Source organism: Delftia sp. K82 (assembly GCF_002193035.1).
GTDB classification, from domain to species: Bacteria; Pseudomonadota; Gammaproteobacteria; order Burkholderiales; family Burkholderiaceae_C; genus Comamonas; species Comamonas acidovorans.
In genome coordinates this window covers 3337155-3357167 of sequence record NZ_MYFL01000001.1, presented here as the reverse complement: position 1 = coordinate 3357167, position 20013 = coordinate 3337155, and the positions used below count along the sequence as shown (strand labels likewise).

At 67.6% G+C, this 20013-nt stretch carries 17 protein-coding genes; 13 read left to right on the top strand and 4 right to left on the bottom strand.

Translation table 11 applies throughout. The annotated features are described in order from the left end of the window. Positions 1-168 precede the first annotated feature (168 nt). The gene (locus tag KDK82_RS14775; RefSeq protein ID WP_012204594.1) at positions 169-777 is read right to left on the bottom strand and encodes a TIGR00645 family protein; all 609 of its coding nucleotides are present in this window, start codon (positions 775-777) and stop codon (positions 169-171) included. 231 nt (positions 778-1008) lie between these two features. Between KDK82_RS14775 and acs the strand changes: the two genes are divergently transcribed. Together acs and KDK82_RS14765 are read left to right on the top strand one after the other, a co-directional pair. Next, positions 1009-3009, top strand: a complete 2001-nt coding sequence (gene acs / locus KDK82_RS14770; RefSeq protein ID WP_088165308.1) for an acetate--CoA ligase — start codon at positions 1009-1011, stop codon at positions 3007-3009. A 175-nt stretch (positions 3010-3184) separates the two neighbouring features. After that, positions 3185-3667 carry a hypothetical protein gene (locus tag KDK82_RS14765; RefSeq protein ID WP_034391779.1) on the top strand — a complete coding sequence of 161 codons (483 nt, stop codon included), beginning with the start codon at positions 3185-3187 and terminating at the stop codon, positions 3665-3667. Positions 3668-3770: 103 nt separating this feature from the next. Here KDK82_RS14765 and KDK82_RS14760 read toward each other — a convergent pair whose 3' ends face one another. Beyond that, positions 3771-4076, bottom strand: coding sequence for a c-type cytochrome (locus KDK82_RS14760; RefSeq protein WP_034398318.1), 306 nt, complete (start codon positions 4074-4076; stop codon positions 3771-3773). Positions 4077-4182: 106 nt separating this feature from the next. Between KDK82_RS14760 and KDK82_RS14755 the strand changes: the two genes are divergently transcribed. Then, the gene (locus KDK82_RS14755; protein WP_034391781.1) at positions 4183-4425 is read left to right on the top strand and encodes a TIGR04438 family Trp-rich protein; all 243 of its coding nucleotides are present in this window, start codon (positions 4183-4185) and stop codon (positions 4423-4425) included. Between the two features lie 189 nt (positions 4426-4614). Beyond that, entirely contained in the window at positions 4615-6474 is a 1860-nt protein-coding gene (ilvD, locus tag KDK82_RS14750; RefSeq protein ID WP_013803243.1) for a dihydroxy-acid dehydratase, read from the top strand. 192 nt (positions 6475-6666) lie between these two features. On the opposite strand, the gene bfr is transcribed toward ilvD, so the two are convergent. Further along, positions 6667-7143 carry a bacterioferritin gene (bfr, locus tag KDK82_RS14745; RefSeq protein WP_013803242.1) on the bottom strand — a complete coding sequence of 159 codons (477 nt, stop codon included), beginning with the start codon at positions 7141-7143 and terminating at the stop codon, positions 6667-6669. Between the two features lie 264 nt (positions 7144-7407). Between bfr and KDK82_RS14740 the strand changes: the two genes are divergently transcribed. The 9 genes from KDK82_RS14740 (at position 7408) to KDK82_RS14700 (ending at position 19276) form a co-directional block, all read left to right on the top strand. Further along, positions 7408-8247 carry a p-hydroxycinnamoyl CoA hydratase/lyase gene (locus KDK82_RS14740; RefSeq protein ID WP_063326635.1) on the top strand — a complete coding sequence of 280 codons (840 nt, stop codon included), beginning with the start codon at positions 7408-7410 and terminating at the stop codon, positions 8245-8247. Between the two features lie 70 nt (positions 8248-8317). Beyond that, a complete protein-coding gene (locus KDK82_RS14735; protein ID WP_088165307.1) occupies positions 8318-10489 on the top strand; it encodes an acetate--CoA ligase family protein in 2172 nt (723 codons plus the stop codon). Between the two features lie 106 nt (positions 10490-10595). Continuing rightward, positions 10596-11966: an MFS transporter gene (locus KDK82_RS14730; RefSeq protein WP_063326633.1), complete on the top strand. Its 1371-nt coding sequence runs from the start codon at positions 10596-10598 to the stop codon at positions 11964-11966. Continuing rightward, positions 11963-13753 (top strand): acyl-CoA dehydrogenase, encoded by a 1791-nt coding sequence (locus tag KDK82_RS14725; RefSeq protein WP_088165306.1) that lies wholly within the window; start codon positions 11963-11965, stop codon positions 13751-13753. The genes KDK82_RS14730 and KDK82_RS14725 overlap by 4 nt, the downstream gene beginning before the upstream one ends. A gap of 109 nt (positions 13754-13862) precedes the next feature. Beyond that, positions 13863-14327, top strand: coding sequence for a MarR family winged helix-turn-helix transcriptional regulator (locus tag KDK82_RS14720; protein ID WP_034391791.1), 465 nt, complete (start codon positions 13863-13865; stop codon positions 14325-14327). A gap of 61 nt (positions 14328-14388) precedes the next feature. Further along, entirely contained in the window at positions 14389-15234 is an 846-nt protein-coding gene (gene lgt, locus KDK82_RS14715; protein WP_225614206.1) for a prolipoprotein diacylglyceryl transferase, read from the top strand. A gap of 230 nt (positions 15235-15464) precedes the next feature. Further along, a complete protein-coding gene (locus KDK82_RS14710) occupies positions 15465-16910 on the top strand; it encodes a malonyl-CoA decarboxylase (protein ID WP_088165305.1) in 1446 nt (481 codons plus the stop codon). 96 nt (positions 16911-17006) lie between these two features. After that, on the top strand, positions 17007-18005 hold the full coding sequence (locus KDK82_RS14705; RefSeq protein WP_088165304.1) for a tripartite tricarboxylate transporter substrate binding protein: 999 nt from the start codon (positions 17007-17009) through the stop codon (positions 18003-18005). A 116-nt stretch (positions 18006-18121) separates the two neighbouring features. Next, entirely contained in the window at positions 18122-19276 is a 1155-nt protein-coding gene (locus tag KDK82_RS14700) for an esterase-like activity of phytase family protein (protein WP_088165303.1), read from the top strand. 12 nt (positions 19277-19288) lie between these two features. On the opposite strand, the gene KDK82_RS14695 is transcribed toward KDK82_RS14700, so the two are convergent. Further along, the gene (locus KDK82_RS14695) at positions 19289-20005 is read right to left on the bottom strand and encodes a GntR family transcriptional regulator (protein ID WP_088165302.1); all 717 of its coding nucleotides are present in this window, start codon (positions 20003-20005) and stop codon (positions 19289-19291) included. Positions 20006-20013: the final 8 nt, after the last annotated feature.

Here is a 20013-nt window from a genome sequence, read left to right as displayed (position 1 = left end):
AAGCGTCAGCTTGAGGAAAGCTTCAGGCCCGATCTGCGGCAAAAAGCGTGCCTGGTGCGCTGGCCGGCCGGGCGCTGGTAGGTGACCGACCCGTTGCCTGCGCCCGCCCATGAAAAAAGCCCCGCAGCGGCTGGCGCTGCGGGGCTTCGGTGCGGGATGCCGACGGGCTCAGTGGTTGCTGGCCGTGCTGTTGATCAGCTTGTCGGTATAGGCGATGGCCAGGGCGCTGGCCAGGAAGGTGACGTGGATGATGGTCTGCCACATCAGCACCTTGACGTCGTAGCTGCCCGCGTTGATGAAGGTCTTGAGCAGGTGGATGGAGCTGATGCCGATGATGGACAGGGCCAGCTTGACCTTGAGGATGGAGGCGTTCACGTGGCCCAGCCACTCGGGCTGGTCGGGGTGGCTGTCCAGGCCCAGGCGGCTGACGAAGGTTTCGTAGCCGCCCACGATGACCATGATCAGCAGGTTGGAGATCATCACCACGTCGATCAGCGCCAGGACCACCAGCATGATGATGGTTTCGTTGAGCGCGCCGATGGGCGCATCGTGCTTGTAGCCGATGCTGGTGATCAGCGCCTGCAGCGCTTCCTGGTTGCCGAAGGCGGCCTCGATCAGGTGCCACAACTCGAGCAGGAAGTGCCAGACATAGACGCCCTGGGCGGCGATCAGGCCCAGGTACAGCGGCAGCTGCAGCCAGCGGCTGGCGAAGATCAGGGAGGGCAGGGGACGCAGGGGGGAGCCGGGGGCTCGATTGGAGTTTTGCTGGCGGGCCATGGTGGTCGGTCGCGCTTGTCTGGTGTGGGAGCGTGGATGGGAGGGGACAATGGCCGTGGAAAACGGGCGCGCGATTTTAGCGGCGAAACAGGCCATTGCCAGTGACAGCCAGGAACTGCGGGGAATCCCCAGGTAGACGCGCCCAAGGGAGTTTCAGTCAGTGGCATGTAAGACCGGCCCCCGACAGTCACACCACAATTTTTATTTGGCCAGCCCAGGAGACAAGCAAGCATGAGCACCGCAACAGCATCCCCCATTGAATCGGTACTGGTGGAGAACCGGGTCTTCCCGCCGCCGGCAGACTTTGCCGCCAAGGCCCGCATCTCCGGCATGGAGCAGTACAAGGCGCTGTGCGCCGAGGCAGAGAACGACTACCAGGGCTTCTGGGCCCGCCTGGCGCGCGAGAACGTGGTCTGGTCCAAGCCCTTCACCCAGGTGCTGGACGACAGCAATCCCCCGTTCTTCCGCTGGTTCGCCGACGGCGAACTCAACGCCAGCGCCAATTGCCTGGACAAGCACATGGGCACGGACGTCGAGCACAAGACGGCCATCATCTTCGAGGCCGATGGCGGCGAGGTCACCAAGGTCAGCTACCGCGAACTGCTGGAGCGCGTCTCGCAGTTCGCCAACGCGCTCAAGGCGCAGGGTGTGCAAAAGGGCGACCGTGTCCTGATCTACATGCCCATGACCATCGAGGGCGTGATCGCCATGCAGGCCTGCGCGCGCATCGGCGCCACGCACAGCGTGGTGTTCGGCGGCTTCTCGGCCAAGGCGGTGCAGGAGCGCATCGTGGACGTGGGCGCCGTGGCCGTGATCACCGCCAACTACCAGATGCGCGGCGGCAAGGAACTGCCGCTCAAGGCCATCGTGGACGATGCGCTGGCGCTGGGCGGCTGCGAGGCCGTGCGTCACGTCTTCGTCTACGAGCGCACGGCCACGGCCTGTGCCATGACGGCAGGCCGCGACAAGACCTTCAGCGAGATCCTGGCGGGCCAGAGCACCGAGTGCGCGCCCGTGGCCGTGGATTCCGAACACCCGCTGTTCATCCTCTACACCAGCGGCTCCACGGGCAAGCCCAAGGGCGTGCAGCACTGCACGGGCGGCTATGTGCTGTGGGCCAAGCAGACCATGGAGTGGACATTCGACCTCAAGCCCAGCGACGTGTTCTGGTGCACGGCCGACATCGGCTGGATCACCGGCCACACCTACGTGGCCTATGGGCCGCTGGCCGCTGGCGCCACGCAGATCGTGTTCGAGGGCGTGCCCACCTTCCCCAACGCGGGCCGCTTCTGGCAGATGATCGAGCGCCACGGCTGCACCATCTTCTACACGGCGCCCACGGCCATTCGCTCGCTGATCAAGGCCGCCGACGGCGATGCCGCCGTGCATCCGAAGAACTCGGACCTGTCCAGCCTGCGCCTGCTGGGCAGCGTGGGCGAGCCCATCAATCCCGAGGCCTGGATGTGGTACCACCGCAATGTGGGCGGCGAGCGCTGCCCCATCGTGGACACCTTCTGGCAGACCGAGAACGGCGGCCACGTGATCGCCCCCATGCCGGGCGCCACGCCGCTGGTGCCGGGTTCGTGCACGCTGCCGCTGCCGGGCATCATGGCCGCCATCGTCGATGAGACCGGCCATGAACTGCCCAACGGCGCAGGCGGCCTGCTGGTCGTCACCAAGCCCTGGCCCAGCATGATCCGCACCATCTGGGGCGACCCCGAGCGCTTCAAGAAGAGCTATTTCCCGGCCGAGCTGGGCGGGCAGACCTACCTGGCCGGCGACGGCGCCGTGCGCAGCGAGGACCGTGGCTACTTCCGCATCACGGGCCGCATCGACGACGTGCTCAATGTCTCGGGCCACCGCATGGGCACGATGGAGATCGAGTCGGCCCTGGTGTCCAAGACCGACCTGGTGGTCGAAGCCGCCGTGGTGGGCCGCCCCGATGACCTGACAGGCGAGGCCATCTGCGCCTTCGTGGTGCTCAAGCGCTCGCGTCCCACGGGCGAGGAGGCCAAGCAGATCGCCAAGGAGCTGCGCGACTGGGTGGCCAAGGAAATCGGCCCCATCGCCAAGCCCAAGGACATCCGCTTTGGCGACAACCTGCCCAAGACGCGCAGCGGCAAGATCATGCGCCGCCTGCTGCGCTCGATTGCCAAGGGCGAGGCCATCACCCAGGACACGAGCACGCTGGAGAACCCGGCCATCCTCGACCAGTTGGCCGAGACGAACTGAGGTCCGACACGACCGCCATGAAGAACCGGAGCCCTGGCTCCGGTTTTTTCTTGGCTGGACTGCGGGCGGCGCCCTGTCTTGCAGTCCTATTTTGTGTGGACCGACAGCTCAGGCATGATGGTTGCAGTACAACCGAAGCTGTTGCTTTCACCACTGCCGAGGGAGGCCTTTCACCATGAATCTGAGAACCCTGTCGCTGCTGATCACCGTGGCCCTGATTGCGCTGCTGGCGGCATTCAACTGGAACACGCTGGCCGCGCCGTCCGTCGTGTCGCTGGGCGTAACCGACGTCCAGGCGCCGCTGGGCGTGCTGATGCTGGCCCTGACCTGCCTGCTGGGCGTGTTCTTCGTCGCCTATGTGCTGTGGCTGCAGGGCTCGGTACTGATGGAGGCGCGCCGCCACGCCAAGGAAATGCAGGCCCAGCGGGACCTGGCCGACAAGGCCGAGGCTTCGCGTTTTACCGAGCTGCGCACCGTGCTGGAGGACCTGCATGCGCGTGACAAGGAAGTGCTGATGGCGCGGCTGGACGGGCTGGAGGCCCATCTGGTGCAGCGTGCCCAGGAGTCGGACAACAGCACGGCCGCCTATGTGGGGCAGCTGGAGCAGCAGGTTCGCCTGTACCAGCAGCCCGGCGCAGGCGCTCCGGATTACAGGTAGGCGGCCCGCGCCCGGATTTATGGGCGGACCATGAAAAAAACCGCGCGACTTGCGTTGCGCGGTTTTTTTCGTTGCTGGCCCCGAGGCGGGAGGCCGGCGGAACTTACTTCAGCGACAGCACCCAGGCGGCCAGCTTCTTGGCGTCGGCGTCGTTGACCTGGGGGTTGGCGGGCATGGGAACCGGGCCCCAGACGCCGCTGCCGCCCTTCATGATCTTGGCAGCCAGCTTGTCCACCGCGTCCTTCTGGCCTGCGTACTTGGAGGCCACATCCTTGTAGGACGGGCCCACCAGCTTCTTGTCCACGGCGTGGCAGGCCATGCAGTTCTTGGAGGCGGCAAGAGCCTGGTCGGCCATGGCGGGAGCCACGGTGACGACGGTCAAGGCCAATGCGATCAATGTCTGCTTCATCATGAGTTCCTGGGGGTTGTCGGGAATAATTATGCGAAACATTGTAGTGGGCGCGCATGCCTGATGCGTTACCTCGTGTGAAGCACCATCTGGTGAAGGAGAAGTTATGTATCTGTTGGGAATCGCGGTCTTGCTCACCCTGCTGAAGTTGGCCGATATCGAGCCTGTGGCCTCCTGGTCCTGGTACGTCATCCTGGGCGCCTATGGCGTGACGGCAGCCTGGTGGGCCTGGGCCGACACCTCTGGCTACACCAAGCGGCGCGCGGCCGACAAGATCGAGCAGCGGCGCTTGAAGCGAATCGAAAAGAACAAGGAAGCCATGGGCACGGGCACGCGTTCGCGCCGCTGAGGGGCCTTGAACGGCGGCGCAGGCTTCGCCGCAGGCGATGCCTGGGGTCTGCAAAGGGGCAGCCCATGCCGGCCGGGGCATTCCTGTGCCCCAGCGGTGCGGCGGGCGCTGCGCCATAATCTTCGCCCAGACCCTGGCCTTCCCCACAGGACCAGGGATGGACCGAGACGACAGACAACTGGATTCCCCATGCCCGCATACCGTTCCAAGACTTCCACCGGCGGCCGCAACATGGCCGGTGCGCGCGCCCTGTGGCGTGCCACCGGCATGAAGGATGGCGACTTCGACAAGCCCATCATCGCCATCGCCAACTCCTTCACGCAGTTCGTTCCGGGCCACGTCCACCTCAAGGACCTGGGCCAGCTGGTGGCGCGCGAGATCGAGGCCGCAGGCGGCGTGGCCAAGGAATTCAACACCATCGCCGTGGACGACGGCATCGCCATGGGCCACGACGGCATGCTGTACTCGCTGCCCAGCCGCGACATCATCGCGGACTCGGTGGAGTACATGGTCAACGCCCACTGCGCCGACGCGCTGGTGTGCATCTCCAACTGCGACAAGATCACCCCCGGCATGCTGATGGCCGCCATGCGGCTGAACATTCCGGTGATCTTCGTCTCCGGCGGCCCCATGGAAGCGGGCAAGACCAAGCTGGCCAATCCCAACACGCACAAGCTGGAGTTCAAGAAGCTGGACCTGGTCGATGCCATGGTGATCGCGGCCGACTCCAACTACACCGACGAGCAGGTCGCCCAGGTCGAGCGCTCGGCCTGCCCGACCTGCGGTTCCTGCTCGGGCATGTTCACCGCCAACTCCATGAACTGCCTGACCGAGGCGCTGGGCCTGTCCCTGCCCGGCAACGGCACGGTGCTGGCCACGCATGCCGACCGCGAGGAACTGTTCAAGCGCGCCGGCCGCCGCATCGTCGAGCTGGCCCGCGAGTACTACGAGCAGGAAGACGCCTCTGTGCTGCCGCGCTCCGTGGGTTTCAAGGCCTTTGAGAACGCAATGACGCTGGACATCGCCATGGGCGGCTCCACCAACACCATCCTGCACCTGCTGGCCATTGCCCGTGAAGCCGAGATCGACTTCACCATGGCCGACATCGACCGCCTCTCGCGCTCCGTGCCCCAGCTGTGCAAGGTGGCGCCCAACACGCAGAAGTACCACATCGAGGATGTGCACCGCGCCGGCGGCATCTTTGCCATCCTCGGCGAGCTGGCCCGCGCGGGCAAGCTGCACACCGACGTGCCCACCGTGCACGCCAAGACCCTGGGCGAAGGCCTGGCGCAGTGGGACATCACCACCACCCAGGACGAGGCCGTGCGGCACTTCTACCTGGCAGGCCCGGCCGGCATTCCCACCCAGGTGGCCTTCAGCCAGAACACGCGCTGGCCCAGCCTGGACCTGGACCGTGCAGAAGGCTGCATCCGCTCCTACGAGCACGCCTTCTCCAAGGAAGGCGGCCTGGCCGTGCTGACGGGCAACATCGCCCTGGACGGCTGCGTGGTCAAGTCGGCCGGCGTGGACGAAAGCATCCACGTGTTCGAAGGCACGGCCCACGTGACCGAGTCGCAGGACGAGGCCGTGCAGAACATCCTGGACGACAAGGTCAAGGCTGGCGACATCGTCGTCGTGCGCTATGAAGGTCCCAAGGGCGGCCCCGGCATGCAGGAAATGCTCTACCCGACCAGCTACATCAAGTCCAAGGGCCTGGGCAAGGAGTGCGCACTGCTGACCGACGGACGCTTCTCGGGCGGCACCTCGGGCCTGTCCATTGGCCACTGCTCGCCGGAAGCTGCCGCTGGCGGCGCCATCGGCCTGGTGCGCAACGGCGACCGCATCCGCATCGACATTCCCAACCGCAGCATCAACGTGCTGGTCTCCGACGAGGAGCTGGCCCGCCGCCGTGCCGAGCAGGATGCCAAGGGCTGGAAGCCCGCCGAGCCGCGCCCGCGCAAGGTCTCGGCCGCGCTCAAGGCCTATGCCAAGCTGGTGATGTCGGCCGACAAGGGCGCCGTGCGCGACCTGTCCCTGCTGGACGACTGACACCGGGCAGCACCGCCGCCCGGCGGTGCGCACCCGATGAAAATGAAAAGGGATGGAAGGCCTTGCGGCTTTCCATCCCTTTTTCTTTCTTCTCTCAGGCCCTTCTTGAGGGCTCTTGCTACTTCGCGGGGCGACCGGCTTGCCGTTTCATCGTGGCTGCCGGTTTGCTTTTCATCGTGGGGCGACTTGTCTTCAGGCCGGCTCGCCCATCTTGCTTTGCAGGTAGTTGGGCAGGCCTATTTTTTCAATCAGGCCCAGTTGCTTCTCCAGCCAGTAGGCGTGGTCTTCCTCGGTATCGCGCAGCTGGGCCAGCAGCAGGTCGCGGCTGTTGAAGTCGCTGTGGCGCTCGCACAGGGCCATGGCCGAGCGCAGGCTGTCACGCACACGGTATTCGGTGGCCAGGTCCTTGCGCAGCATCTCTTCGACGGTCTCGCCGGGCGTGAACTCGTGCGGGCGCATGTCGGGGCGGCCGCCCAGGAACAGGATGCGGCGCAGGATGGCGTCGGCGTGCTGGGTTTCCTCTTCCATCTCATGGCCGATGCGCTCGAACAGACGCAGCAGGCCCTGGTCTTCGTACTGGCGCGAGTGGATGAAGTACTGGTCGCGCGCGGCAAGCTCGCCGCGCAGCAACTCTATGAGGCATTCGATGACTTCTGGTTGGCCTTGCATGTTCTTCTTCTCCTGACTGTGTGAACGCCGCAAGTATCGCGTGAACCGGCCCTTGGGCCAAAGCGCGCGCTGCAATTCCCCGTGGACGGCGCATTGCATGCATGCGCGACGCAGAAGCATTCGCATCGCGGCAGGCTGGCGGGGGGGATGGAGCTAGGGTAAACGCTGTATTGCGGGCTTCAATAATAGTTATTTATCATAACGATTATGGAGCCGAAGCATCGGTGTCCAAAACCCCATTTCCCCTTTGCACAAGGAAGCGCAATGAGCACCGAACGTACCGAAGAACAGACCGTGTCCTGCACCGTTACAGGCCGCGTGGCCTGGGTGAAATTCAACCGCCCCGAAAAGCGCAACGCCATGAGCCCCCAGCTCAACCGCCAGATGATGCGTGTGCTCGACGACCTGGAGTTCCGTGACGACGTGGGCGTGGTCGTGCTTGCAGGCGAAGGCACGGCCTGGACGGCCGGCATGGACCTGAAGGAGTACTTCCGCGAGACCGAGGCCACCGGCCTGGCCGGAACCCGCAAGGCCCAGCGCGAGAGCTATGGCTGGTGGCGCCGCCTGCGCTGGTTCCAGAAGCCGACCATTGCCATGGTCAACGGCTGGTGCTTCGGCGGCGGCTACGGCCCCCTGTTCGCCTGCGACCTGGCCTTTGCCTCGGATGACGCCAAGTTCGGCCTGTCCGAAATCAACTGGGGCATCCTGCCCGGTGGCGGCGCCTCCAAGGTGGCGGTGGAGCTGCTGTCCTTCCGCCGTGCCATGTACCACGCCATGCTGGGCGAGAACATCGACGGCCGCACGGCCGCCGAGTGGGGCCTGGTCAACGAGTCGCTGCCGGCCGATCGCCTGCAGGCCCGCGTCACCGAAGTGGCCGAGGCCCTGCTGCAGAAGAATCCCAGCGCCCTGAAGGCCACCAAGGACGCCATCCGCCGCGTGCGCGACATGAGCTACGACAACGCCGAGGACTACCTGGTGCGCGCCCAGGAAGCCGCCAACAGCTACGACAACGAAGGCCGCAAGGAAGGCATGCGCCAGTTCCTCGACGACAAGACCTACAAGCCCGGCCTGGGCACCTACGACCTCTCGAAGCAAAAGTCCTGAAGACCCGCACATCCTGAGTGGCCGCGCCCTCGCTGCTAGGGCGCCTGCCGCCAACCCATTGGAGACAAGAATGACAACGACAGAGATGGCGGCCGCCCTGCGGCCCGACATCGGCAGGCTGCTGAGGCCGCGTTCCATCGCCATCGTCGGCGCCTCGGCCACGCCGGGTGCGCTGGGCGCATCGGTGCTGGGCAACCTGGAGCGCAACGGCTTCGCCGGCGACATCCACCTGATCAATCCCAAGCGCAGCGAGATCGCCGGGCGGGCCTGCCTGGCCTCGGTCGATCAGCTGCCCGAAGGCGTGGATGTGGCCGTGCTGGCCATCCCCCAGCCCTTTGTGCTGGACGCGGTGCGCGCACTGGCGGCGCGCCGCGTGGGTGCGGCGGTGATCTTCTCGGCAGGCTTTGCCGAGGCGGGCGAGCGCGGCATGGCCGAGCAGCGCGAGATCGCACGCATTGCCGCCGAGGCGGGCATGGTGGTGGAAGGCCCCAACTGCCTGGGCTGCATCAACTACCTGCAGCGCGTGCCGCTGACCTTTGTCGAAGTGAACATCGACGCGCAGCAGGCCGATGCCACGCGGCCTGCCATTGGCGTGGTCTCGCAAAGCGGCGCCATGATGACCGTGCTGTGCACCACGCTGGCCAGCCGCGCGCTGCCGCTGTCGCACGCCATCTCCACGGGCAACGAGGCCGCCAGCCATGCCGAGGACTATGTGGACTTCCTGCTGGAGCAGCCTTCCACGCGCGTGGTCGCCATGATCGTCGAGCAGTTCCGCCAGCCCGCGCGCATCCTGGCCGCCGTGGCCCGTGCGCGCAGCCTGGGCAAGTCCGTGGTGCTGCTGCATCCGGGCAAGAGCAGTGCGGCGCGCGCCTCGGCCGCCACGCACACCGGCGCCATGGCCGGCGACTATGCGCTGATGCGCACCAAGCTGGAACGCGCAGGCGCCGTGTTTGCCGAGACACTGGAGGAGCTGGGCGACATCGCCGAGATCGCCATCCGCTGCCCCGTGCTGCCATCGGCTGGTGGGGCCGGTGCAGCCGCTGCAGCGGGAGTTGCCGTGCTGGGCGAGTCCGGTGCCTTCAAGGCGCTGACGCTGGACTGGGCCGAGGAACTGGGCCTGGCCCTGCCCGCCATCTGCGACGACGACTCACCCGCGCTGCGTGCGGCGCTGCCCGAGTTCGTGGGCGTGAGCAACCCGCTGGACCTCACGGCCCAGGGCCTGGTGGAGCCGGACCTGTATTTCCGCACGCTGGACGCACTGTTTGGCGATGCGCGCTTTTCCACCGTCCTGGTCGGCCTGATCCAGGGCGACCCGGTGACCTGCGGCATCAAGATGCCGCCCGTGCTGCGCGCCGTGCGCGAGCTGCGGCCGGCCAAGCCCGTCATCGTCGCGGGCCTGGACGAGGGCGCGGCCGTGCCTGCCGAGTTCATCGCCGAGATGCGTGCGCTGGGCGTGCCTTACTTTCCCAGCACCGAGCGTGCCCTGCGCGCCGTGCAGCGCCTGACCGCCTTCAGCCAGCGCAGTTTCGAGCGAACCGATGCCCAGCCCGTCGCCCTGACCCTGCCCGCAGGCCGCACGGTGGTGCCCGAGTACGAATCCAAGGCCGTGCTGGCACAGGCCGGCATACCCTTTGCGCGCGGCCGGCTGGCCACCTCGGCCGAGCAGGCCGTGGCGATTGCGTCGGAGATCGGCTGGCCCGTGGCGCTCAAGGCGCAGTCCGCCGACCTCAGCCACAAAAGCGATGCGGGCGGCGTGATCCTGAACATTGCCGATGCGCAGGCCATGGGCGAGGCCTGGGGCCGGCTGCATGCCAACGTGGCGGCCTATGACAGCGCCATTGCGCTGGACGGCGTGCTGGTCGAGGCCATGGGCCAACGTGGCCTGGAGATGATCATCGGCGCGCGCAACGATCCGCAGTGGGGCCCGGTGATCCTGGCCGGCCTGGGCGGCGTGACGGCCGAGATCATGCGCGATGCGCGCCTGCTGGACGCCGACCTGTCCACCGGCGAGGTGCTGCGCGAGCTGGACCGGCTGCAGGGCGCGCCGCTGCTGCACGGCTACCGTGGCGCCCCGGCGCTGGACCGCCAGGCGCTGGCCGAGCTCATCGTGCGCCTGGGCCAGGTGCTGCGTGGCACGCCGGCCATCCGCGAGATCGACCTCAACCCGGTCATCGTGCTGCCCGAAGGGCAGGGCGTGGTCGCGCTTGATGCGCTGATGCTGGTCGAGCACAGCGCCGGCTGATGCCCGCGCAAGGGCTGGCGCGGCGCGCCGGCCCTTTTCATGCGCATCCCTTTCTCGCTTTCCCGCTTTCTTTTTTCCGCTTTCCCTTCCTCCACAGGAGGTCTCGATGAGCCTGCCTTACCCGCCGGGCCGCGTGTCCACGCCCGCGCCGGCCGAGTCAAACGGACTCGGCTATGCCTACTACGTCACCATCATCCTGCTGCTGGCCTACACCCTGTCCTTCGTGGACCGGCAGATCCTGGGCCTGCTGGTGCAGCCCATCAAGAAGGATCTGCAGCTGTCGGACTGGGTGTTCAGCATCGTCCACGGCTTTGCCTTCGCCATCTTCTACACCTTCGTCGGCATCTTCCTGGGGCGCCTGGCCGACCGCTGGAACCGCCGCAACCTCATCGTCATCGGCATGGCGATCTGGGTGGTGGCCACGGCGGCCGGTGGCTATGTCACGGGCTTTGTCTCGCTGTTCGTGGCGCGCATGTTCGTGGGCGTGGGCGAGGCGGCGCTGTCGCCGGCTGCCTATTCCATGCTGGCCGACTACTTCCCGCCCGAGCGCCGCGCGCGCGCCATGAGCATCTACACCTCGGGCGTGTACATCGGCTCGGCCACGGCCTTCATCGTGGGCGGCCTGGTCATCCAGGCCACCAGCCAGGCGGGAGAAGTGGTGTTCCCGCTGCTGGGCAGCTTCAAGCCCTGGCAGGCGGCCTTCATCTTCGTGGCCCTGCCCGGCATTCCGCTGGTGGCGCTGATGTACACCGTGCGCGAGCCGGTGCGCCGCGGCCTGCAGGCGGCAGGCGCCTCCGCCAGGGCCGCCGCTGCAGCAGGCCCCGCGCCCGATCTGTCCCATGTGTTCCGCAACAAGCGCGCCTTCCTGCCGCTGCTGCTGGCGCCGGGCATCACGGCCATGATCACCTTCGGTGTCACGGCCTGGCTGCCGGCCACCTTCATCCGCCAGTGGGGCTGGACGCCCGGCGAGATCGGCCCGGCCTACGGCGTCATCATCCTGACCTTCGGCATTGGCGGCATGCTGCTCAGCGGCTTCCTGGCCGACTACCTCACGGCGCGCGGCAAGCAGGTGGGCTCGATCGTCATCTCGCTGGTGGCTACCGGCGTGCTCATCGCCAGCGGCCTGGTGCTGGCCTTTGCGCCTTCGCCCACGGTGGCCCTGGTGGCCGTGGCGGTCACCACTTTCTTCCTGGGCATGCCGGTGGCGCTGGCGCCGCCCATCCTGCAGGCGGTCACGCCCAACCAGCTGCGCGGCCAGGTGACTTCCATCTACCTGCTGCTGATCAACCTGATCGGGCTGGGCCTCGGTCCCTTCCTAGTGGCCTTTTTCACCGACTTCGTCTTCCACGACGAAAAGCTCGTGGGCCTGTCGCTGGGCCTGGTGTCCGCCCTGGCCGCGCTGCTGTCCGTGCTGTGCCTGGCCAGTGCCATCGGCCCCTACCGCCGCCTGGTCGCGGCCATGGAGGGTCGGGCATGAGCGCGCAGGCATCACATTGCTCGCATTACCAGCCGCCGCTGCAGGACATACGCTTCGTCCAGCAGCACTGGCTGGGCGCAGAGGCCGACTGGCGCCGCATGCCGGCCCATGACGCCCTGGACCAGGAGACGGCCGACATGGTGGTCGAGGCGGCCGGGCGCTTTTGCGCCGACGTGTTGGCCCCGCTCAACGGCCCGGCCGACCTGCAGGGCTGCCGCCTGCAAGAGGGCAGGGTGCGCACGCCCGACGGCTTTCCCGAGGCCTATGCGGCTTTCGTGCAAGCCGGCTGGCCGGCCCTGGCCTGCGCCCCCGAGGCCGGCGGCCAGGGCCTGCCCCAGCTGCTGGATGCCGCGCTGCACGAAATGCTGGCCTCGGCCAACCATGGCTGGACCATGTACCCGGGCATCCTGCACGGCGCCTATGCCTGCCTGCACGCCCATGGCGACGCGCACCTGCGCGCCACCTATCTGCCGCACATCGTCAGCGGTCGCTGGCTGGCCACCATGTGCCTGACCGAGCCCCAGGCCGGCTCCGACCTGGGCCTGCTGCGCAGCCAGGCCCGGCCCCGGGGCGATGGCAGCTACCGCCTGGACGGCAGCAAGATCTTCATCTCGGGCGGCGACCAGGACATGAGCGAGAACATCGTGCACCTGGTGCTGGCGCGCCTGCCCGATGCGCCGCCGGGCACGCGCGGGCTGTCGCTGTTCCTGGCGCCGCGCGGCATTCCCCAGGACGGCGGCGGGTTCCTGCCCAATGCCATCCACTGCGACGGCATCGAAAAGAAGATGGGCATCAAAGGCAGCGCCACCTGCGCCATGCGCTTCGAGGGTGCGCAGGCATGGCTGGTGGGCCAGCCCCACCAGGGCCTGGCCGCCATGTTCGTGATGATGAACTCAGCCCGCCTGCACGTGGGCCTGCAGGGCCTGGGCCATGCCGAGATGGCCTGGCAACTGGCGCGCGCCTATGCGGCCGAGCGCCGCCAGATGCGTGCCCAGCCCCGGCCCGCCGATGCGCAGGGCCCCGCCGACCCCATCGCCCTGCAGCCGGCCGTGCAGCGCATGCTGGCCGACCTGCGTGTGTGGACCGAAGGCATGCGCGCCATTGCAGGCTGGGTGGCGCACCAGCTGGACCTGGCCGAACAGGCGCCGGATGCCGAGGAGCGCGCCCAGGCCCATGCGCTGGCCTCGCTGCTCACGCCCGTGGTCAAGTCCTTCTTCACCGAGAGGGGCTTTGCGCTGGCCAGCGAGGCGCTGCAGGTCTTCGGCGGCTATGGCTATGTGCACGAGTACCGCATAGAGCAGACGCTGCGTGATGCGCGCATCGCCATGATCTACGAGGGTACGAACCAGATCCAGGCGCTGGACCTGCTGCAGCGCAAGGTGGCGGCCAGCGGCGGGGCCGCGCTGGCGCCGCTGCTGGCGGCACTGCGCGAGGAGGCCGCTGCCTGCGAGGCGGCGGGCATGGAGCCCGGCCTGGCCGGCGCGCTGCGCAGCTGGAGCGATCGCACCGAAGCGCTGACGGGTGCGCTGTGCGCCCGCGCCGCAGGCGACGCCCCGTTGCTGGCGCGCTGCGCCGAGGACTATCTGCGCCTGGTCGGCACGCTGTGCATGGCCTTTGCCTGGGCGCGTGCGGCGCGCGTCAGCCAGCCGCTGGCCGATCCGGCGCTGCGCCGCTCCAAGGCGGACAGCGCGGCCTGGTTCTTCGCGCATGGGCTGCTGGATGCGGAGCACTGGCTGCGCCGCACCGAGTCCGCCGCCCGCACGCCGCTGCCGGCTGCCGTGGCCTGAGCGGGCAGCCGGGGCTTTTATGATGGAACGCCGCACCGGCCCTGAAGATCCGCAGGCGCCGGGGCGGCTTTGCCTCGGTGTGCCTTCTTCCTCTTCCAGATCCGTGTCCATGGACAGCTCCTCCGAACCCGCCGTCGATCAGTCGCGCCTGCAGCGTTTCCTGGGCTACCGCCTCACGCGCGCGGAAATCCACATCCACAAGCTGTTCGCGCGGCGCGTGGCCGAACTGGACCTCAAGCCCAGCGAGTTCTCCATCCTGGTGCTCATCCACTCCAATCCCGGCATCTACCTGCGCCAGCTGGGTGAGGCGCTGGACATCTCGCCCTCCAACCTGGTGCCGGTGGTCGAGCGCCTGGTGCAGCGCGGGCTCATCGGGCGCCAGCCCGATCCGCGCGACCGCCGGCTGCAGCAGCTGCACATGACGGCCGAAGGCAGCGCGCTGCAGGCGCGGGCCGAGGGCGTGGTGGTGCAACTGGAAGACGAGCTGGAGCAACTGCTGACCTCCACCGAGCAGCGCCATCTGTTCGCGGCCCTGGACAAGCTCATGGCCATCCAGGAAAGCCAGCCGGGCTGAACCGCCGCGCCGCCAGCTTTCCAACCCCTGGCCGGCGCCGGCCATGCGGCGCTGCGGCACAATGCCGACCATGCTGATGTACCCGCAGATCGATCCCGTGGCCCTGCAGATCGGGCCCCTCGCCGTGCACTGGTACGGCCTGACCTATCTGGCCGCTTTCGGCCTCTTCCTCTGGCTGGGAACGCGCAGGCTGCGCCACCCGCCCTTCGTGCGCATGCAGGGCGACCGCGCCTGGACGCGCAAGGACGTGGAAGACATTCTTTTCCTGGGCGTGCTCGGCGTGGTCGTCGGCGGCCGGCTGGGCTACTGCCTGTTCTACAAGCCGGGCTACTACCTGAGCCACCCGCTGGAGATCTTCTATGTCTGGCAGGGAGGCATGAGCTTTCATGGCGGCCTGGTGGGCGTGATCGCCTCCATGGTCTGGTTCGCGCGCTCGCGGGCCCGCTCCTGGCTGGAGGTAGCCGACTTCGTCGCGCCCTGCGTGCCCACGGGCCTGGCGGCCGGCCGCGTCGGCAACTTCATCAACGGGGAACTGTGGGGCCGCTTCGCCAGCCCCGAGCTGCCCTGGGCCATGGTCTTCCCGCAAAGCGGCTCCATGCTGCCGCGCCACCCCTCGCAGGTCTACCAGTTCCTGCTGGAAGGCCTGCTGCTGTTCGTGCTGCTGTGGCTGTATGCGCGCAAGGAGCACAAGCCGGGCCAGGTGGCGGCGGTCTTCCTCGTCGGCTACGGCGCCTTCCGCTTCATTGCCGAGTACTTCCGCGAGCCCGATGACTTCCTGGGCCTGCTGTCGCTGGGTATGAGCATGGGCCAGTGGCTGTGCGTGCCCATGGTGATCGGCGGCATCGCCATGTGGTTCTGGGCTGCGGGGCGCCCGGCCTATCCAGCCCAGGCGGGCAAGCCGGCCTGAGGCCGGCGGTACGGACGGATACTAAGCGGGCCTGGTGCCCGCTTTTTTTTTGTGCAAGGTTGACGCGAGAGAGGACAGGGGCATGCATGGGGATAGCCCGAAGACAAGAACGCGACATCGGCGTACACGGTCTGCCGTGCAGACTCTCATAATGTGAGCAGCAAAAGATTGTCATTGGCCGATTGGCGGCATGACAGTCCAGTGACCGCTTGACATGGAGGAACTTCTGAATGGGTCTGGCTACTGACTGGATTGCCCGCAATGTGTCCCGCTTTCGCAGCACCGATGCGGCTGCGCCTGCAACAAAGTCCGAGGGCGAGGCAGCCAAGGGACCCGCGCCGCGCGGCACGGCACAGCGCCTGCAGGCCACCCTGCGGAGCGGCCAGGAAGTGCTGTCCCCGCGCGAGCTGCGCAAACTCATGGAAGACCTGCAGGCTGCCGCCGACGCCGGCCTGAGCGATGTCGAGGGCGGCCGCCATGCGCAACTGCTCATGGACTGGTACGCCCAGGCCGAGCTGCCCGCGCACAAGGATTTCTGGGCGCTGATCGTCGAGCAGTTCGGCCCCGATACCGAAGCCCTGATGGCCGCGCGCAAGCGCTATGACACGGCGGCCAGCGATGCCGAGCGCGGCCAGGCCGAGATGGACCTGCGCCGCGCGCTGATGTCGCCGCGCACGCGGCTGCTGCAGCGCTTTGCCCAGCCCCAGGGCGGCATGGGCTTTCTGGTGGACCTGCGCGCCGAACTCCTGGCCCTGCCCAAGGCGGAGCAGCAGCGCTTTTCCGCGCTGGACGCCGAGCTGGAGCATCTGTTTGCCAACTGGTTCGACGTGGCCCTGCTGGAGCTGCGCCGCCTGAGCTGGGACTCGCCGGCCTCGCTGATCGAAAAGCTCATCCAGTACGAGGCCGTGCACGACATCCGCAGCTGGGCCGACCTCAAGAACCGCCTGGACAGCGACCGGCGCTGCTACGGGTTCTTCCACCCGCGCATGCCCACCGTGCCGCTGATCTTCGTGGAGGTGGCGCTGGTGGACCGGATGTCCGACAGCATTGCCCCGCTGCTGGACGAGACTGCCGCAGCCTCCGACCTGGGCCGTGCCACCACGGCCATCTTCTACTCCATCAGCAACACCCAGACCGGCCTGCGCGGCGTGAGCTTTGGCGACTCGCTGATCAAGCATGTGGTGGAGACGCTGACGGGCGAGTTCCCCCGGCTGCGCCATTTCGCCACGCTGTCTCCCATTCCGGGCCTGCGCGCCTGGATCGCCAAGCACGGCGATGCCATCCTGGAGAAGATGGACGAGCGCCAGCGCAAGGCCTTCGAGCTCAAGGCCGGCGGCATGGGCGCCGAGCACCTGCTGGCGGCGCTGGATGCGCCGCAGGATCTCAAGCCCGACGCACCCGTGCGCCGCGCCCTGCTGTTCTGCGCTGCCCACTATCTGGGGCGCGAGACGGCCAAGGGCCGGCCGCTGGACCCGGTGGCGCGTTTTCACCTGGGCAACGGCGCGCGCGTGGAGCGGCTCAACTGGGCGGCCGACCTGTCGGCCAAGGGACTCAAGCAGTCGCTGGGGCTGATGGTCAACTACCTCTACGACCTCAAGCGCCTGGACAAGCATCGCGGCCTGCTGGCGCAGGGCCGCATACCGGTGTCCTCGGACATCGAAGCCCTGTGCAAATGAAAAGGGGCGCGGCGCAGGCCGTGCCCCTTTTCTTGCACAGGGACTGCTGCGCCTGACAACGAAGACAGCCTCAAAGAGGCGACAAGGAGACAAGTCATGCAAGCTTCCCACCCCACGGGGCGGCGCGCGGTGTTGCGCGCAACCGGGGCCTCGATGGCCGCGCTGGCCCTGCCCATGGCAGCCCGCGCGGCGGCGGACTGGCCGTCCAAACCCGTGAACCTGGTCGTGCCGTTTCCGGCCGGCGGGGGCACCGATGCCTTTGCCCGGCCGTTCTCGGCCCAGTTCGCCAAGAGCGCGGGCAAGACCCTGGTGATCGACAACCGCGGCGGCGCAGGCGGCACCCTGGGCGCCAGCTACGCGGCCAAGCTGGCGCCGGACGGCTACAACTTCTTCATGGGCGGCACCCACCATGTGATTGCGCCGTCCATGTACCCGCGCCTGGACTATGACCTGGAGCGCGACTTCATCCCACTGGCCCTGCTGGCCAGCGTGCCCCAGGTGCTGGTGGTCAACCCGCGCAACGTGCCGCACAAGACCGTGCAGGAGTTGCTGTCCGACCTGCGCAAGCGGCCGGGCAAGCTCAACTACGCCTCGGCGGGCGCGGGCACCTCGCATCACCTGGCCGGCGAGCTGTTCAAGCTGCAGACCAATACCTTCATCACCCACATTCCTTATCGAGGAGCAGGCCCGGCGCTGCAGGACCTGATCGCCGGCAATGTGGACATGATGTTCGACGGCCTGGGCTCGTCGGCCCAGCACATCAAGAGCGGTCGCATCCGCGCGCTGATGGTCTCTGGCGACAAGCGCAACCCCGCCTTCCCCGACGTGCCCTGCGCGGCCGAGTCCGGCCTGCCCGACTACACGGTCACGACCTGGTACGGCCTGTGGGCGCCCAAGGGCACGCCGCAGGCCGTGCAGGCCCAGGTCATCGACCAGGTGCAGCGCATAGGCTCGGCCGAAGAGATCAAGTCCATCTGGGCGCGCAACGGCGCCGACTACGGCGGCATGAACCAGCAGCAGTTCGTGGCCATGGTGCATGGCGAGATCGCGCGCTGGGCGCAGGTGGTCAAGGCCTCGGGCGCCAAGCTGGAGTAGCGAACGAGGGGCCGGTCAGGGCAGGGGCAGGGCAGCGGCATGCGCGTGCATGTCACCACCCTGTCACGGGCCTTGGCTACGGTCCATCCCTTCTGAGATCCATCCTGGGAGGGAATATGAACAAGGCAGACAAGGTCCGCTCGCCCGCATCCGTGCTGCTCGCGCTGGTCCTGGCTTTCGGCACGGCCACGGGCCTGGAAGGCTGCGGCGGCAGCGACGACGGCCCCGAGACCATCGGCTCGCTGCGGCTAATCGGCGACTACAGCATCAAGACCAAGACACTGTTCGACGGCGTGGAGTTCGGCGGCATCTCCGGCCTGGACCGCGCGCCCGATGGCAGCTACTGGGCCATCTCCGATGAGCGCGGCGGCGAGCGTGGCACGCCGCGCTTCTACAACCTGGGCATTCAGTTCGATGACAAGGCCATCCAGGCCGTGACCATCCGCAAGATGGTCACGCTCAAGGGCCGCGACGGCCAGCCGCTGCCCGGCACACGCCGCACCGTGGACCCCGAAGGCATCCGCGTGGCGCCCAACGGCAACCTCTACGTGTCCAGCGAGGGCAACTTCAGCACCGACCCCGCCAGCCTGTTCCAGCCCTTTGTGCGCGAGATCAAGGTCGACGGCAGCTTCGTGCGCGACTTCGAGACGCCTGCGGCCTTCAACTACGTGGACAACACCACCAGCGGAGGGCGCAACAACAAGCTGTTCGAGGCCCTGGCCGTCACGCCCGACGGCAGCGTGTTCACGGCCAACGAGGATGCGCTGGTGGAAGACGGCCCCCTCACCACGCTGGCAGCGGGCAGCGTCATCCGCGTCCTCAAGCTCGATCCGGCCACGGGCAAGTCGGGCGCGCAGTACGCCTACCAACTGCCGAAGATTCCGCTGGACAAGGCCGTCAGCGGCAGCTTTCCGCCGGACAACGGCCTGCCCGAGCTGCTGGCGGTCTCCAACAACGAGTTCATCGCCATCGAGCGCGCCTTTGCCGATGGCGTGGGCAACACCATCCGCCTGACGCGCGCCACCATCGAGCCGGACACCACCGATGTGCGCAGCTTCAAGAGCCTGGTGGGCGCCAGCTACAAGCCCATGAAGCGCGAGCTGCTGCTGGAAATGCCCGTGACCTACCAGGGCGTCAAGCTGGACAACATCGAAGGCATCTCCTGGGGCCCGCGCCTGGCCAACGGCAACCGCACGCTGGTGCTGGTGGCCGACAACAACTTCGCGGACAACCAGGTCACGCAGTTCCTGGCCTTCGAAGTGCGGCCCTGAACCCTCTTCGGGCTACCTTGACTTGCGCGGGCGTTCGTAGCCCGCCTGCGCGGGCGCGCCCAGCACCATGTCGGTGAAGGCGCTGCCGCCTGCGCAGATGTGCTGGCGCATGGCCTCGGCTGCCACCTCCGCCTGGCCTGCACAGATGGCGGCCACCACGGTGGCGTGCTCCTGCTGCGAGCGCGCAAGCCGGCCGGGCTTCTCGAACATGCGGCCCCGGTAGGGCGTGATGCGCAGCCGCAGCAGCCGGGTCTGTTCCACGATGAAGTCGTTGCCGCTGGCCTCGTATATCAGTTCGTGCAACTGCATGTTGGCCTGCACATAGCCTTGGGCATCCTGCGCCTGGGCGCAGGCGGCGGTGTGCGCCAGCGCCGCCTGCAGCCGCTCGCGCAGCTGCGCATGGATGCGCGTGGCGGCCAGCCGGGCCAGCACGCCTTCCAGCTCGGCCAGGCCTTCCATCATGGCCACCAGCTCGCGCGCATCCAGGCGCCGCACATAGATGCCCGAGCGCGGAACGATCTCCACCAGCCCCTTGGCCACCAGCAGCAGCAGCGCCTCGCGCACGGGCGTGCGCGAGGCGCCGAAGCGCTCGCACAGGGCCGGCTCGTCGATGGCATCGCCGGGCTGCATGGCGCCTGAGCGCAGCTCGTCTTCCAGCGATTGCCGTATACGCTCCTGCAGGCTGGACGTGGCCGGGGTTTTCTCCAATGGCTGCTTGGCTGGAAGCATTTTCTAAT

What these genes read in the sequence shown, in the direction of transcription:
- KDK82_RS14775 (WP_012204594.1), bottom strand. Translation starts at nt 777, where the DNA reads ATGGCCCGCCAGCAAAACTCCAATCGAGCCCCCGGCTCCCCCCTGCGT.
- acs (WP_088165308.1), top strand. Translation starts at nt 1,009, where the DNA reads ATGAGCACCGCAACAGCATCCCCCATTGAATCGGTACTGGTGGAGAAC.
- KDK82_RS14765 (WP_034391779.1), top strand. Translation starts at nt 3,185, where the DNA reads ATGAATCTGAGAACCCTGTCGCTGCTGATCACCGTGGCCCTGATTGCG.
- KDK82_RS14760 (WP_034398318.1), bottom strand. Translation starts at nt 4,076, where the DNA reads ATGAAGCAGACATTGATCGCATTGGCCTTGACCGTCGTCACCGTGGCT.
- KDK82_RS14755 (WP_034391781.1), top strand. Translation starts at nt 4,183, where the DNA reads ATGTATCTGTTGGGAATCGCGGTCTTGCTCACCCTGCTGAAGTTGGCC.
- ilvD (WP_013803243.1), top strand. Translation starts at nt 4,615, where the DNA reads ATGCCCGCATACCGTTCCAAGACTTCCACCGGCGGCCGCAACATGGCC.
- bfr (WP_013803242.1), bottom strand. Translation starts at nt 7,143, where the DNA reads ATGCAAGGCCAACCAGAAGTCATCGAATGCCTCATAGAGTTGCTGCGC.
- KDK82_RS14740 (WP_063326635.1), top strand. Translation starts at nt 7,408, where the DNA reads ATGAGCACCGAACGTACCGAAGAACAGACCGTGTCCTGCACCGTTACA.
- KDK82_RS14735 (WP_088165307.1), top strand. Translation starts at nt 8,318, where the DNA reads ATGACAACGACAGAGATGGCGGCCGCCCTGCGGCCCGACATCGGCAGG.
- KDK82_RS14730 (WP_063326633.1), top strand. Translation starts at nt 10,596, where the DNA reads ATGAGCCTGCCTTACCCGCCGGGCCGCGTGTCCACGCCCGCGCCGGCC.
- KDK82_RS14725 (WP_088165306.1), top strand. Translation starts at nt 11,963, where the DNA reads ATGAGCGCGCAGGCATCACATTGCTCGCATTACCAGCCGCCGCTGCAG.
- KDK82_RS14720 (WP_034391791.1), top strand. Translation starts at nt 13,863, where the DNA reads ATGGACAGCTCCTCCGAACCCGCCGTCGATCAGTCGCGCCTGCAGCGT.
- lgt (WP_225614206.1), top strand. Translation starts at nt 14,389, where the DNA reads ATGCCGACCATGCTGATGTACCCGCAGATCGATCCCGTGGCCCTGCAG.
- KDK82_RS14710 (WP_088165305.1), top strand. Translation starts at nt 15,465, where the DNA reads ATGGGTCTGGCTACTGACTGGATTGCCCGCAATGTGTCCCGCTTTCGC.
- KDK82_RS14705 (WP_088165304.1), top strand. Translation starts at nt 17,007, where the DNA reads ATGCAAGCTTCCCACCCCACGGGGCGGCGCGCGGTGTTGCGCGCAACC.
- KDK82_RS14700 (WP_088165303.1), top strand. Translation starts at nt 18,122, where the DNA reads ATGAACAAGGCAGACAAGGTCCGCTCGCCCGCATCCGTGCTGCTCGCG.
- KDK82_RS14695 (WP_088165302.1), bottom strand. Translation starts at nt 20,005, where the DNA reads ATGCTTCCAGCCAAGCAGCCATTGGAGAAAACCCCGGCCACGTCCAGC.